The following is a 14,645-nucleotide window of genomic DNA, read 5'->3' on the forward strand; positions in this document are numbered from 1 at the left end:
CACCGTAAATCTGCCCCTGGCCTTCAAGGTTTGCCCGTTGCGGGTCGTTTACGTGCAATGCAGAAACGTTTGATCAAAGGGGACTAGCCCGCCATGTCGTTACTTGACCGCTTCAGTCTGGGCGAAGGCTTCAAGAAGTACTTCGAGATTTCCTCGGCGTTCGACGAGGCGTCCCGCAATGCCGTATTCGGCATCCGCCACGAGGTGTATTGCGAAGAACTGGGTTTCGAGCCGGTTCGCCCCGACCGCCGCGAGACCGACGAATACGACCGCCACAGCCTGCACTGCCTGCTGCGCACCGCCAGCGCACCGCAAACCCTGGTCGGCTGCAACCGCCTGGTGCTGGCCCGCCCGGAAGACCCGGACTACCCCCTGCCCTTCGAGCGCACCTGCGCCGCCACCATCGACCGCAGCATCATCGACCCGGCACGCCAACCCCGGGGGGCCATCGCCGAAGTGTCACGCCTCGCCGTACGCGCCCAGTACCGGCGCCGGAAGGGCGAAACCAAGGCCGCCGTGGCTCTCAGCGACGAAGACTTCGGCACCCAGAACCAGCCGCGCTTTCCCTACATCCCCATCGGCCTCTACCTGGCCATCGTCGCCATGGCCAAGCGCGAAGGCATCGAGACCCTGTTCGTGCTCACCGAGCCCCGCCTGGCCGACCACTTCTCCAAGCTGGGGGTCAAGATCACCCAGATCGGCGGGCCCGTGGAACACCGGGGCACCCGCATTCCCTCCATGATGGACGTGGACGCCATCATCAAGGGCCTGCGCTTCTTCGTGAAACCCATCTGGCGCGCCATCGAAGCCCAGGTGGACGCGGGCTACGCCGCCCCCGGCCGGCCCGTCTTCGCCCCGCCTCATCAGTCGGAGGGGTAATCCTCGTCCGCCAGCGGATAGGCGTCGGCCACGTAGGCGTGGCCCTTCATCACCACCACGATGAAACAGCCGATGGCCAGCGTGAACACCACCGTCCAGTGCAGCATCACCGTGGCAATCGCCAGAATGTCCGTCAGCTGCACCGCCTTGAGCACCTCCGCCTCGGGCAAGCCCCCGTCGAACAGACGGGCGCCCAGCGCGTAAAGCACCGGCAGCAGGGTTCCTACCAGCGCGATCATCGGCAGGCGACGCAACAGCCGCCACTCCATCCCCGGCAGCTCCCGCCGGCTGCCCGGCAGCCTCGTGAACCAGTTCATCGCCGTCTCCTCCATCGGCCTCCCCACAAGGCTAGGGCAATGCGCGGGCAAAGGGGTTCCCTCCCCCGGGGCTGTCACGGGCCTGCAACCGCGGCGGCATAGGCTGAGCGGCCCTCACCCACCTCGAAGGAGCCCATCATGTACCTCTCCCCCGCCGAGATCCGGCAGACCCGCATCAACGCCCTGGACCAGTTCCTGAACGCCTCCCAGATCTGGGTCGATGCCTCGGGCAGATTCACCGAGCTGGGCCTGCGCGCCGGGCGCCAGGCCCTCGACGAGAGTCGTGATCAGCTCGAAGCGCTGGTCACCCAGGCCCCGCTTCAATTTGAGCTCCCGCCCCTCGAGCGCCTCACGGCCTGGCGCGGCGACTCCGCAGAGTGGGTCCGCGCAGCCTTCGAGATCATCGGCGACGCCCAGCAGGGCATCCTCGCCACGGCCCGCGAGCAGGTGGCCGCCCTCGACACCCTGCTGATGCGCCAGATGGACCGGGCCGCCCTCAGCGCCGACGCCACCGGCGAAGCCGCCATCGACCATGTGCGCCACGCCATCCGCGAAGCCGAAGCCGGCTTCAACGAGTTGACCGACGCCGCCAGCCGCAGCGCCGAAATGGTCGAGGAGCAGCTCCGCCAGGTGTCCGAAGCCATCGCCACCGAAACCGACGCAGCACCGCGCAGCCGCCGCACGCGCAGCTGAGCAGGGCGCAGGCCACGGCCACAGCGCTAGAATGCGGCTTCCCCGGACGGCGCCAGCCCGCGCCGTCCGCCAGCCCCCTGCAAGGAAGCCCATGAACGCCCGCACCGCCCTCTACCAGGCCCGCTACGGCTCGCCCGACCTGACCAGCCCGTCCGCCGGATCGCCGGTCATCGACCACCTGCTCGCCCACCGCTCCGTCCGCGCCTACCTCCCCGACCCGGTCAGCGACGACACCCTGAGCGCCATCGTGGCCGCCGCCCAGTCCGCCGCCAGTTCCTCCAACCTCCACGCCTGGAGCGTGGTGGCCGTGCGCGACCCAGCCCGCAAAGCCCGCCTGGCCGAACTGGCCGGAGACCAGGAGCACATCCGCCAGGCCCCCCTGCTGCTGGTGTGGCTGGCCGATCTGGCCCGCCTGGAAGACGTAGCCACCCGCGTGGGCGAGACATCCGCCGCCCTCGACTACCTGGAAATGTTCGAAGTCGGCGTGATCGACGCCGCCCTCGCCGCCCAGAACGCCGTCACCGCCGCCGAATCCCTCGGTCTGGGCACCGTCTACATCGGCGCCATGCGCAACCGCCCGGAAGACGTAGCCGCCGAGCTGCAACTGCCACCGCGGGTCGTCGCCATGTTCGGCCTGTGCGTCGGCACCCCCGACCCGCAGCAGCCCGCCGCCGTCAAGCCGCGCCCACCGCAGTCCGTCGTCCTGCACCAGGAGACCTACTCCCTCCCCGCCCAGCAGCCCGGCCTCGCCGAGTACGACACCGCCATGGGCGCCTTCTACGCCAGCCAGGGCATGAAGGTGCGCGGCAACTGGTCCAACCACTCCGCCAAACGCGTCCGCGACGCCGCCTCCCTCAGCGGCCGCGACCGCCTGGTGGAAGCCCTGCGCACGCTGGGGTTCGGGCTGCGGTAAGGCGCAGCGCGTGCTGCGCGGCGCCCCACCCTGCTTCCATCCTCGGCTTTTGTCCCCTGATCGGCTAGGCTGCATACTCGCCCCCGGCGAATGCATCCTCCCACCCCAGCAGGAGACAACGATGAAAATCACCCGCCTTCTCAGACACGCGGTGCTCGGCCTTGGCCTGGCGGCCAGTACGGCCGCTTCGGCGGCCTACTCCCAGCTTTATGTATTCGGGGACAGCCTTTCCGACGTGGGCAACAACGCCATTGCCCTGCCCCTGGTCCTCGGCCCGGGGGTCACACCGGACACGGCCATAAGCAGCAACAGCTTTACGCCGCTGTATGCCTACAGCTCGGATCGTTACAGCAATGGCCCTGTTTGGGCGGAGGTGTTTTCGCAGCAACTGGGCACCGGCACGCTGCTGCCATCCCTGGCGGGCGGCACCGGTTTCGCCCACGGGGGCGCCAATACCGGCGGGGTGGACGATGTGCCAACCTTGCGCGACCAGGTGAACAGCTTCATCGCCCGCCCCGGCGGCGCTCCCTCTGATGCGCTCTACGTGATCGCCGGTGGCGGCAACAATGTGCGCGACATTGCCCTCCAGGTGCTGGGTGGCGCCGACATCGCCACCACCATCGCGGCGGGTGCCGCTGACTACGTGAACGACGTGGTCACCATGCTCGGCCAGCTGCAGGCAGAAGGTGCCCGCAAGTTCGTGGTGTGGAACACGCCGAACCTGGGTTTGACGCCCCTTGGGCTGAGCCTTGGCCCGACGGGCTCCGGCTTGCTGACCAACATCTCCAGCGCCCTCGGGGGGGCCCTTTTCAACAGCCTGGCGGGCCTGGACGGCGTCACCCTGTTCGACGTCTACGGCCTGCTCACCAACGTGGCCGCCAACCCCGCCGACTATGGCCTGGTGAACGTCAGCGATGCCTGCATTGCCGGTGCCTGCAACGTGGATACCCAGCTCTTCTGGGACGGCCTGCACCCCACCACCGCCGCCCACCAGATCATCGCCAATGCGGTGTTCAGCACCGTCCCCGAACCCGCCAGCCTGGCGCTGGCGCTGCTCGGTCTGTCGGCCCTGGCCGTGCCGCGCCGTCGGCGCTGAAAAAGACACTGCCCGCCGGGATCGCTCCCGGCGGGCAGTGCGGGCCTGAGCCCCGCAGTCGGCGGCGGCGTGTCAGGCCGCCTTCTTCATCTGCTTCTGGTACAAGAACTCCAGGATGGCGCCCCGGCACTCGGCAAAGTGCGGGTCGTGGGCCAGCGCCAGGCGGTCGCGGGGCTTGTCGAGCTTCACCTCCAGGATCTCGCCGATGGTCGCCGCCGGGCCGTTGGTCATCATCACCACCCGGTCGGAGAGCAGCACGGCCTCATCCACGTCGTGGGTCACCATCACCACGGTGGCGCCGGTCTTCTCCATCACGCCGATCAGCTCATCCTGCAGGGACGCCCGGGTCAGGGCATCCAGGGCGCCGAAGGGCTCGTCCATCAGCAGGATTTTGGGCTCCATGGCAAAGGCCCGGGCGATGCCGATACGCTGCTTCATGCCACCGGAGATCTCGTGGGGCATCTTCTGGGCGGCGTGGGTCATGTGCACCATTTCCAGGGCGGCGGCGGTGCGTTCCCTGAGCTTCGGCTTGCCTTCCTTGGTGCCGAAGACCCGCTCCACGGCCAGGTAGACGTTATCGAAGCAGGTCAGCCAGGGCAGCAGGGAGTGGTTCTGGAACACCACCGCCCGCTCCGGGCCGGGGCCGGCGATCTCGCGGCCGTTGCACAGCATCACCCCCGAGGTGGGCAGGGTGAGGCCGGCGATGAGGTTGAGCAGGGTCGATTTGCCGCAGCCCGAGTGGCCGATCAGGGACACGACCTCGCCGGTGCGGATCTGCAGATTGACGTCCTGCAGGGCGATGAAGCGGCCCTTCTTGGTGTCGAAGGCCATGCCCACGTTCTCGACTTTGACGATTGCATTCATGGTGTCACTCCTCGGTCCGGTATCAGGTGTTGCCGTAGCTGAAGCGGCGGGCGATCAGCAGCAGGAATTGTTCGAGCAGCAGGCCGACGATGCCGATCACGAAGATGGCGATGATGATGTGCTCGACCTTGAGGTTGTTCCATTCGTCCCACACCCAGAAGCCGATGCCGACGCCGCCGGTGAGCATCTCGGCGGCCACGATGACCAGCCAGGCGGTGCCGATGGACAGGCGGATGCCGGTGAGCATGTAGGGCAGCACGGAGGGAAAGAGGATCTTGGTGATGATCTTGAACTCGGACAGGTTGAGCACCCGGGCCACGTTCAGGTAGTCCTGGGGCACGCGCTGCACGCCCTGGGCGGTGTTGAGGATCATCGGCCAGATGGAGCAGATGAAGATGGTCCAGGTGGAGGCCGGGTCGGCGGCCTTGAAGACCATCAGGCCGATGGGCAGCCAGGCCAGGGGCGACACCGGGCGCAGGATGCTGATGATCGGCTCGAGCATGCTGTTCATGAAGGCGAAGCGGCCGATGATGAAGCCCAGGGGGATGCCCACCAGGGCTGCCACGCCGAAGCCGATGGCCACGCGCTTGAGGGACGACAGGATGTTCCAGCCGATGCCCTGATCGTTCGGGCCGTTGGAGTAGAAGGGGTCGGAGAACAGCACCACGGCCGCATCCAGGGTCTTGGCCGGGCTGGGGAAGTCGGCGGACTTCATGGCCACCAGGGCCCACACGCCGATCACGAAGGCAAAGCCCAGCAGCGGCGGCAGCACGGCGCGGATGAAGTTGCTGAAGCGCTCGCCGAACGAGACGGACGGCTCGGCGGCGGCAACGGGCGCGGGCGCCTTGGCGAGAGGGGCGGCAGCCATGTCGGTCTCCTTGGCAGGGGGGGCGTCAGCGTCGGCGTCGGGGCGGACGACCATGAGGCCGGGAGAGAGGGTCGCAGTGTTCATCGTTATCTCCAGGATTCTGTAGGGGCGATTTCAATCGCCCGCGGATGGGAATCAACAGGGGTGGGCGATTCGATCGCCCCTACAGGTCAGGCCTTGATCTTGAAGCTGGCGGCGTACTTCTTCGGGTCCTTGCCGTCCCACACCACGCCGTCGATCAGCTTGGACGTGCGGAAGTCGGACTTGGGCACCGGCGCGCCGACGATGCTGGCGGCCTGCTTGTACAGCTCGGTCTTGTTGATGGCCTTGGCCACGGCCAGGTAATCCACGTCCTGCTTGAGCAGGCCCCAGCGCTTGTGCTGGGTGAGGAACCACATGCCGTCGGACAGGTAGGGGTAGTTCACCAGGCCGTCGTTGTAGAACTTCATGTAGTTCTTTTCGGACCAGCTCTTGCCCAGGCCGTTTTCGTACTGGCCGATCATGCGGCTGCGGATCACCTCGACGTCGGTGTTCACATAGCTCTTGGCGGCCACGGTTTCGGCGGTCTTGGCGCGGTTGGCGGCGCTGGCGTCGATCCACTTGGAGGCCTCGAGGATGGCGCAGATCATGGCCCGGGCGGTGTTGGGGTACTTGGCCGCAAACTCGGCAGTGGAGCCCAGCACCTTCTCCGGGTGGTCGGTCCAGATGTCCTGGGTGGTCACCGCGGTGAAGCCGATCTTGTCCACGATGGCGCGCTGGTTCCAGGGCTCGCCCACGCAGTAGCCGTCCATGTTGCCGACGCGCATGTTGGCGACCATCTGCGGAGGGGGCACGACGATGTTCTTGACGTCCTTGAAGGGATCGATGTCGTGGGCCGCCAGCCAGTAGTACAGCCACATGGCGTGGGTGCCGGTGGGGAAGGTCTGGGCGAAGGTGTACTCCTTGTCTTTCTTGGCGATCACCTTCGACAGGGAGGCCCCATCCACCGCGCCCTTGTCCTTGAGGGCGTTCGACAGGGTGATGGCCTGGCCATTGTTGTTGAGGGTCATCAGCACGGCCATGTCCTTCTTGGGGCCGCCGATGCCCAGGTGCAGGCCGTAAACCAGGCCGTACAGCACGTGGGCGGCATGCAGCTCGCCGTTGGCCAGCTTGTCCCGCACGCCGGCCCAGGAGGCCTCCTTGCTGGGGGTGATCCTGATGCCGTACTTCTTGTCGAAGCCCATCACCGAGGCCATCACCACCGAGGAACAGTCCGTCAGGGGGATGAAACCGATCTTCACTTCTTCCAGTTCCGGCTTGTCCGAGCCAGCGGCCCAGGCGCCGGCAGAGGGGAGCATCGTGCCCATAGCAGCCATACCTCCAAGGGTTGCCCCAGCTTTGAGAAAGCCGCGGCGGGTAAGAATCTTGTCGTCGAAATGCTCGCTCATTGCTTGCCCCTGATCCGTAACTACAAAAAAAGAGGGCGTCACATCACCCCGCTTTGTTCGCGGGAGGATGGACGCCCTTGTCCAAGTCTGATCGCCTGATCAAGCCGAACCGCCGTTGGTTCGACTTCAGTCCAGACTTAGCGAGCTCCGTGCCAGAAACTGCAAGCCAATGATTTAAATCAATTTTCTAAAATCCGGAAATTTACTACCCCTTTATGGATAGACAAATCCGCCCCGCTCCACGCACTGCTGCAGTGCAATACGCACCGCTTTGGATCACAAAAGCGCCAGACCATCCACCAAGCCGCATGGCGAAAGGAAATCGGGGCGGAAGCGCTGTCGCACTCCCGCCCCGACTCAAGGCGCACAACGGGCAAACCTACCTCTTTCAGAGTAGCAAGCTCGCCATGTCCACCACGTCCCGCGCCACGTCGGCCAGCTTGCGCCCGCGCTCCATGGCGAGCTTGCGCAGCGCGTGGTAGGCCGCCTCCTCGTCCAGCCCGCGGGCCTTCATCAACAGGCCCTTGGCCTTGTCCACCACGATGCGCTCGGACAGCTTGCGGTTGGCGTCGTCCAGTTCGGCGCGCAGGGTCTGGAACTCCTCGAACTGGGCGATGGCCACCTCGACCAGGGAGTCGAGCCGCTCGGCACTCACGGAATCAACCACATAGGACGACACGCCCGCCTTCACGGCGCGGCGGATCATCGCGGAATCGGAGTCCTGGGAGAACAGCAGCACCGGGCGCGGACAGTCCCGGTTCATGGTCGCCAGGTGTTCCAGGGTGTCCCGGCTCGGAGAATCGGCCTGGATGAAGATCACATCGGGCTTGGTGGCCAGCACCTGGTCGGACAGATCCATGGCGCTGGAGAGCACGGCGGCCACCTGATGACCCGCCAGGGCGAGGGCCGCACAGACGTCGGCGGCGCGCTCGCGGGAGGATTCGACGACAAGGACTCGGAGCATGGCAGCAGAACCGGAAAGACAGATGGAAGGGGCTTAGCAGGAAGCGCGCCACCCTTCGCGCCCTCACCCTTCCGGAGGCAACCGCCGCCACGCCCGCCAGGCCCGGAACAGCAAGGGCGCGCAGGCCGTCAGCAGCACCACCCGCAGCACATGGGTGGCGGTCACCAGGGGCACGCTCAGGTGCATCTCCCGGGCGGTGATGCTCATCTCGGCCATGCCGCCAGGGGACGCCGCCAGCAGCAGGGACGCGAAGGGGATGGGCACCGCCAGCCCGAGCAGCCCGACGAAACCCGCGCCCAGGGCCAGGACCAGGCTGGTGCTGAGGCCCGCCACCCCCAGGAAGCGCGGCGCGGCATGAAAGAAATCCGGCGAGAAGCGCATGCCCAGCGCCGTGCCCAGGAGCAGCTGCCCGCCGTTCACCAGCCAGGCCGGCAGGCTGGACAGGGGCAGACTGAAGGCCGTCAGGGCCCCCACCACGCTGAGGGGGCCGAGCACCCAGGCGTTGGCGATGCCGAGCCGCAGATACACTGCCACCCCACCCAGGGATGCCGCCAACAACAGCGGAAAGCGCGGCCAGTCCACCTGGCTGCTGAGGGCGCGGAAAGTCTCATGCCCTTCGAAGGGGCCGGCGTGGATGACGAAGGGAATGCTGCTCACCACCATCATGACCCGCAGGGCGTGGGCCGCGGCGATCCGGTCGGTGGCGCCGCCGTGGGCCTCCGCCAGCACGACCATCTCGGACGCGCCACCGGGGAGCCCCGAGAAGAAAGCCGTGGTGGCGTCCACCTGCCCCCAGCGCGCGATGATGCGCGCCGCCACCAGCCCCAGGGCCACGGCACTGGCCGCCATCACCACGATAGCCCCGGTGTGGCGCCCCAGCTCGGCCAGCACCGCCGGAGTGAAATACAGCCCGAGGGCCGTGCCGATGGCCCACTGGCCGGCCTGACGCCCGCCCCGGGGCGCCTGCAGGGGCACCCCGGCCACCCGCAGCAGGGCAACGGAAAAGAGCGGACCCAGCATCCACGGCAGGGGCAGATGCAGCCCTGCCGCCAGCCACCCGGCCAGGCAGGCGACGCCGAGGGCAGCGGCGATGAGGACGAGGGGGCGCAGCCACGACGGCATGGTCGGAATCAGAAGATCCACACCCCGCCGGCCGGCAGGGACACCCAGCGCCGCCCGGGGGCTTCGTGGGTCTTGCCCCACACCCGCAGCAGGTCGTCACCGGCATGAAAGACGTACTCGAAACGGTCGCCGAGGAACATGGAGGTGACCAGCTCGATCTCCGCCCGGTTGTCGCCGGGCCCTTCACACAGCTGGGCCTGCTCCACCCGGACCACGGCGCAGGCCTCGTGGCCGATGGCGGCGTTGGTACGGCGCAGGCCCCACACGGCCATGCCGTTGTCCAGGTCGATGCGCGCCTCCCCGCCACGGATGTCGCCGATGCGCCCCTTCATGACGTTGTTGCTGCCCATGAAGTCGGCCACGAAATGGGTCTGGGGCTGGCCGTACATCTCCTGGGGGGTGCCCTGCTGCTCGATCACCCCGCCGTTGAGCAGCAGGATGCGGTCGGACATGGCCATCGCCTCGGACTGGTCGTGGGTCACCACCAGGGCCGACAGCTGCATCTCGACGATCAGGTTGCGCAGCCAGGCGCGGGCCTCCTCGCGCATCTTGGCGTCCAGGTTGGAGAGGGGCTCGTCGAGCAGGATCACCGGCGGGTTGTAGACCAGCGCCCGGGCAATGGACACCCGCTGCTGCTGGCCGCCGGAGAGCTGGTGGGGATAGCGCTCGGCCAGGTGATCGAGGCCCAGGTTCTTGAGGGCGGCATGGACCCGGGTGCCCATCTCGCCTGCGGCCACCTTGCGCAGCTTGAGCGGGTAGGCCACGTTGTCGAACACCGTCTTGTGCGGCCACAGGGCGTAGGACTGGAAGACCAGCCCCAGGTCCCGCTTTTCGGCCGGGATGTCGATGCCGGCGGCGGCGTCGTAGATGGCCCGCCCGGCGATGGTGACGCTGCCGGTGTGGGGCTGTTCGAGGCCGGCCACGGCCCGCAGCAGGGTGGTCTTGCCGCTGCCCGAAGGCCCGAGCAGGGAGACCACCTCGCCCCGGCGCAGCTGCATGGAGACACCCTTGAGGATGGGGTTGCTGCCGTAGGACAGGGCCAGGTTATCGACGGAGAGGATGGTCTTGTCAGTCATGAAGTTTCACTCCGAAACGCAGGGCGATGGCCAGGCCGATGCCCACCAGCGCCATATTGATCAGGGACAGGGCGGCCACCACGTCGACAGCGCCGGAGGCCCACAGGGAGACGATTTGCGCACCGATCACCTCGGTGCCGGGGGAGAGCAGGTAGACGCCGGTGGAGTACTCCCGCTCGAAGATCATGAACACCAGCAGCCAGGCGCCGAGCAGGCCGTTGCGCACCAGCGGGATGGTGATGTCCCGGGACACCCGGCTGTGGGAGGCACCCACCAGGCGGCCGGCCTCTTCGAGCTCCGGGCCGACCTGCATCAGGGCGCTCTGGATCAGACGCATGCCGTAGGCCAGCCACACCACGGCGTAGGCGAACCACACCGAGAACAGGGTGGAGCGCAGGGGCGACAGGAAGGGCACGAACAGGAACACCCAGAACACCGCCAGGCCGGCCATCAGGCCCGGCACGGCACGGGGGGTGAGGACGATGTAGTCCACAAAACGGGCCAGGCCGTCGTTCTTGCGGTGGATGGCCAGGCCCACGGCGAGATAGCAGCCAATGGCCAGGGCGCCGCCCAGGGTGCCGATCAGCACCGAGTTGATGATCGAGCGGATCATCGTGTCCTCCTCGAACACCGCCCGGAAGTGATCCAGGGTCAGCACCTCGAGCAGGTTCACCCCCTGGCCCCAGCTGCTCACCACCGAGCGCAGGGCAATGCCCGACACCGGCACCACCACGGTGACGAAGAGCCAGGCCAGGATCAGCGCCAGGGCCAGCCACTTCCAGGGCCCCAGCATGAGCGGGCGCTGGCGGGCCGACTTGCCCTTCATGGCCACGAAGCGCTGGGCCGACTTGAGCAGGGCCCGCTGCAGCAGCACCAGCGGAAAGGTGACGGCGATGATGCAGGTGGCCACCGCCGCCATCAGGTGATACGAGGGCGTGCCGAGCTTGTTGGTGAGCTTGTAGAGGTAGGTGGTGAGCACCAGGTGGCCCTCGGGGTCACCCAGGATCAGGGGCAGCCCGAAGATCTCGAAGCCCAGGAAGAACACCAGCACCCCCACGTAAAGCAGCGCCGGCGAGACCATGGGCAGGGACACGTCCCGGGCCACCCGGAAGGGGCCGGCGCCGCTCAGGCGGGCCGCCTCCTCCACGTCGGAGCCCAGGTTGCGCAGGGCCGACGACGAATACAGATACACGTGGGGCACATGGGTCAGGCCGGCGATGACGATGATCGACGCCAGCGAGTAGATGTTCCAGGGCACGCTGCCGAAGAGCTCCTGGAACCACACCGAGAAGAAGCCCACCGGCCCCAGGGACACCACGTAGCCGAAGCCCAGCACCACCGGGGAGACGAAGATCGGCACCAGGATGGGGGTCTCGAGCCAGCGCCGGCCGGGCAAGTCGGTGCGCACCATGATGAAGGCCAGGATGGCCCCCAGGGGGATGGCGATGGCGCCCATGCCGAAGGCCACGGCCAGGGTGTTCCTGCCCGCCTGCCAGAAGTCGGGGTCGTTGAAGATGAAGGCGTAGGACTCGAGGCTGGGGACCGCCGCCGGCATGAAGAAGGGGCCGGACAGGACGCTCTGCCAGAGCACCAGACCGATGGGAAAGAAGACGGAGAGGGCGAGCAGGGCCACCACTGCCCGTCTAGGCAATGTTTGCAACATGGAGAGGCTCCTTGGACGGAGGGGCGTGAGGGGTCTGCCGGCCCCCGCGAAGGGGCCGGACGGACTACGCCACAGGGGGATTCAGGCGGTGCTTACTTGCCCTTGACGGCGCTGTTCCACTGCTTGAGGAACTCGAGCCGCTTGGCCTGATCGAGGTAGGTGAGCAGGCCGGTGTTGATGGCCACCGGCCGCAGGGCGTCGCCGAGCTGCTTCTTGAGACCGCTGGCGGTGGTGTCGCCTTCCACGTCCGGGCGGATGGCGTAGAGATCGGCCTTGCTGGCGATGATCTCCTGGCCCTTCTTCGAGAGCACGAAGTCGAGCCACAGCTTGGCCGCGTTGGGGCTCTTGGCCTTTTTGGCGATGAACATGACGCGGCTCAGCACCAGGGTGTAGTCCTTGGGCAGGACGATGCCGATGGACGGGTCCTTGGCGGCCCGGGTCAGGGCATAGGCGGTGTTGAGGTTATAGCCGATCAGATTCTCGCCGGAGGCGATGCGCTCCATCATCGTCCCGGTGGAGGCCTGCACCTTGACCTGCACCGCCCCGAGGGCCTTTTGCAGATCGGCAAAGCCGGCGGCATTGACCTGCTTGTCCTGGGTAACCAGCATGAAGCCGACACCGGACTTTTCCGGGTCATAGGTGTTCACCTTGCCCTTGAACTTGTCGGCCTGGGTGGCCAGCAGCTTGATGAAATCGGCGTGGGTCTGGGGCACGTCGGCGGCCGGGATCAGGCGCTTGTTGTATACGAAGCCGATGGGCTCGTAGGTGGTGCCGAAGGCCTCGTTCTTCCAGTTGGCCCACTCGGGCAGCTTGGCGGTTTCGGCCGACTTGTGGGGCTGGGCGTAGCCGTCGTTGACCAGCTTGATCTGCAGGTCCATGGCCGACGACCAGGTCACGTCGGCGGAGCTGCCGGCGGCGGTTTCGGAGATGAAGCGGTTGTACAGCTCGGTGGTGCTCATGTTGCTGTACTCCACCTGGATGCCCGGGTACTGGACCCGGAACTCGCGGATCAGGTGGTTGGCCTGCTCGTTGTCGGTGACGCCGTAGATCACCAGTTTGCCCTCTTTCTGGGCGGCGGCCAGCAGATCGGCGGTGGATTGGGCGACCGCCGGGGCGGCGAGGCCCAGGCCGAGGGCGGCGCAGGTGAGGGCGGCGAGCAGGCCGCGCTGGAAGCGGCGACGGGTGATGTTCATTCTTGTCTCCTTGGTGTCATTCTGGCATTCGTTGCCCCCCGCCGGTGAGCGGGGAGCCCATCGGTGCGGGTCAGAAACGGTATCGGGCGCCCATCATCAGCGACTTGGGGGTGAAGTTAGGGGGCAGACCGGAGTCCTTGTCATAGCCCTGGCAGGTGCCGCCGGCGCACAGGGAGTTCTGGCCCCCGTTCTGGTTGCTCACCTGGGCGTAATAGGCATAGAGGTCGGTCTGCTTGTCGAGGGCGAACTCGTAGCCCAGGCCGTAGTGATCGGAGTCCCGGTTGGTGGCCATGCGGTCGTCCAGGCGGGCATACACGGCGCGGACGGTGTGGCGCTTGGCCAGGGGCACGGCGGTGCCCAGCCACCAGATACGGCGGTCGAGGCTGGTATGGATGGCGGCGCCTTCCTGGGTGTCGCGGCCACTCAGGTACTGGGCGTAGAACTTGGCCACGCCCAGATCGTAGGTGGCTGCCAGGTTCCAGGCGCTGCGCCGGATGTTCTCGGTGGCGGGCGCGGTGACGTTGCCCATGCGCTGGAAGGCCAGGTAGCCCGCGCCCACAAAGAGCGGCCCCTGGGCGTAGGTCAGGCTGCCGGAGACGCCCTTGCCCTCATTCTGCGGGCCGGTATTGCTGTTGCCGCCGCCGGAGCCACCCGAGATCCCCACCTGGGAGTCGCTGTTGTTCTCCATGCCGGCGCTGTAGGCCAGGCGGGCCTGCACGCCGCCGAACTTCGGCGTGGCATAGAACAGGCCGTTGTCGAAGCGGCTGGCCGCGGCGCTGGACCACAGGCGGAAGGCGGTGGCGCCACCGATGGTGAAGGGGTCGGAGGTGCTGGTGATGGAGTAGATCGGCGCGTAGTCGCGGCCCACGCGCAGGTCGCCGTAGGTCTTGCTGGCCAGGCCGATGAAGGTGTTGCGGGAGAAGATCGCCACGCCGGTGCTGTTGACCGAGGCCGACGACGCCGCGCCCTGCCCCGGGTTGCTGACGTTGGACGAGTGGCCGGTGTTCTGGCCGTTATCCACCGACACGCCGGCTTCGAGCTGGAAGTAGGCGGTGAGGTCGTCGCCAAAGCTGCGCTCACCCTTGAAGCCCAGCCGGCTGGCCGAGCCGAGGCCGCTCTGCACCCGGGCCTTGGCGCCCTGGCCGTAGTCGCCATATTCCACGCCGGCGTCGATGATGCCGTAGATGGACAGGCCGGCCGGCATGCCCGGCCCGCTGGCTTTGGCCGGTGCGGCAACGGCCTGGGCCGACTTGCTGGCCTCCTCGGCCTTGCGGGTGGCCGTGGCCGCGGTGGCGGCGGTGGCCTGGAGCTGCTCCTCCAGTTTTTCCAGGCGCACCTTCTGGGCGGCGATCTCTGCACGCAGTTCATCCAGGGGCGCCGCGTGGGCGGCACCGGCGACGGCCATCGGGGCCAGGCAGGCGAGAACTGCCCGGTACAGGGTCTTGTGATGCATTTGTCTCCTCCGACAGAGGTGTGTTGTTGGTCTGTTCCGCCCTCATGGAGCGGTATGGAGCGCATTAAAGGCGCGGAGGCTTTCGATTTGCTTTCGGTCCCCGGAGCCGCAAGAATC

14 protein-coding genes are annotated in these 14,645 nt (G+C 67.2%); 4 read left to right on the forward strand and 10 right to left on the reverse strand.

What is annotated here, in order from left to right; translation table 11 throughout:
• Positions 1-93: 93 nt before the first annotated feature.
• Positions 94-879 (forward strand): PEP-CTERM/exosortase system-associated acyltransferase, encoded by a 786-nt coding sequence (locus tag L6Q67_RS11515; RefSeq protein WP_296569402.1) that lies wholly within the window; start codon positions 94-96, stop codon positions 877-879.
• Here L6Q67_RS11515 and L6Q67_RS11520 read toward each other — a convergent pair.
• On the reverse strand, positions 864-1,196 hold the full coding sequence (locus L6Q67_RS11520; RefSeq protein ID WP_296569403.1) for a hypothetical protein: 333 nt from the start codon (positions 1,194-1,196) through the stop codon (positions 864-866). The genes L6Q67_RS11515 and L6Q67_RS11520 overlap by 16 nt on opposite strands.
• Positions 1,197-1,334: 138 nt before the next feature.
• Between L6Q67_RS11520 and L6Q67_RS11525 the strand changes: the two genes are divergently transcribed.
• The 3 genes from L6Q67_RS11525 (at position 1,335) to L6Q67_RS11535 (ending at position 3,898) form a co-directional block, all read left to right on the forward strand.
• Positions 1,335-1,889, forward strand: a complete 555-nt coding sequence (locus tag L6Q67_RS11525; protein ID WP_296569405.1) for a hypothetical protein — start codon at positions 1,335-1,337, stop codon at positions 1,887-1,889.
• 91 nt (positions 1,890-1,980) lie between these two features.
• Positions 1,981-2,802 (forward strand): NADPH-dependent oxidoreductase, encoded by an 822-nt coding sequence (locus L6Q67_RS11530; protein ID WP_296569406.1) that lies wholly within the window; start codon positions 1,981-1,983, stop codon positions 2,800-2,802.
• A 121-nt stretch (positions 2,803-2,923) separates the two neighbouring features.
• Positions 2,924-3,898: an SGNH/GDSL hydrolase family protein gene (locus tag L6Q67_RS11535; RefSeq protein WP_296569408.1), complete on the forward strand. Its 975-nt coding sequence runs from the start codon at positions 2,924-2,926 to the stop codon at positions 3,896-3,898.
• Between the two features lie 72 nt (positions 3,899-3,970).
• Here L6Q67_RS11535 and L6Q67_RS11540 read toward each other — a convergent pair whose 3' ends face one another.
• The 9 genes from L6Q67_RS11540 to L6Q67_RS11580 form a co-directional block, all read right to left on the reverse strand.
• Positions 3,971-4,762: an ABC transporter ATP-binding protein gene (locus L6Q67_RS11540; protein ID WP_296569410.1), complete on the reverse strand. Its 792-nt coding sequence runs from the start codon at positions 4,760-4,762 to the stop codon at positions 3,971-3,973.
• Positions 4,763-4,784: 22 nt separating this feature from the next.
• Positions 4,785-5,714 carry a nitrate ABC transporter permease gene (gene ntrB, locus L6Q67_RS11545; protein WP_296569412.1) on the reverse strand — a complete coding sequence of 310 codons (930 nt, stop codon included), beginning with the start codon at positions 5,712-5,714 and terminating at the stop codon, positions 4,785-4,787.
• 86 nt (positions 5,715-5,800) lie between these two features.
• Positions 5,801-7,057 (reverse strand): ABC transporter substrate-binding protein, encoded by a 1,257-nt coding sequence (locus L6Q67_RS11550; RefSeq protein WP_367171639.1) that lies wholly within the window; start codon positions 7,055-7,057, stop codon positions 5,801-5,803.
• 388 nt (positions 7,058-7,445) lie between these two features.
• Positions 7,446-8,021, reverse strand: coding sequence for an ANTAR domain-containing response regulator (locus L6Q67_RS11555; RefSeq protein WP_296569414.1), 576 nt, complete (start codon positions 8,019-8,021; stop codon positions 7,446-7,448).
• Between the two features lie 63 nt (positions 8,022-8,084).
• The gene (locus tag L6Q67_RS11560; RefSeq protein WP_296569416.1) at positions 8,085-9,143 is read right to left on the reverse strand and encodes an AbrB family transcriptional regulator; all 1,059 of its coding nucleotides are present in this window, start codon (positions 9,141-9,143) and stop codon (positions 8,085-8,087) included.
• Between the two features lie 8 nt (positions 9,144-9,151).
• Positions 9,152-10,219 (reverse strand): ABC transporter ATP-binding protein, encoded by a 1,068-nt coding sequence (locus tag L6Q67_RS11565; protein WP_296569418.1) that lies wholly within the window; start codon positions 10,217-10,219, stop codon positions 9,152-9,154.
• Entirely contained in the window at positions 10,212-11,882 is a 1,671-nt protein-coding gene (locus L6Q67_RS11570) for an iron ABC transporter permease (RefSeq protein ID WP_296569419.1), read from the reverse strand. Before L6Q67_RS11570 ends, L6Q67_RS11565 begins: the two co-directional genes overlap by 8 nt.
• 92 nt (positions 11,883-11,974) lie before the next feature.
• Complete coding sequence (locus L6Q67_RS11575; protein WP_296569421.1) at positions 11,975-13,075, reverse strand: ABC transporter substrate-binding protein; 1,101 nt, start codon at positions 13,073-13,075, stop codon at positions 11,975-11,977.
• A 70-nt stretch (positions 13,076-13,145) separates the two neighbouring features.
• A complete protein-coding gene (locus tag L6Q67_RS11580; protein WP_296569423.1) occupies positions 13,146-14,528 on the reverse strand; it encodes a porin in 1,383 nt (460 codons plus the stop codon).
• Between the last annotated feature and the right edge of the window lie 117 nt (positions 14,529-14,645).

Origin of the sequence: Zoogloea sp., assembly GCF_023150065.1 — a bacterium.
Taxonomy (GTDB): Bacteria; Pseudomonadota; Gammaproteobacteria; order Burkholderiales; family Rhodocyclaceae; genus Zoogloea.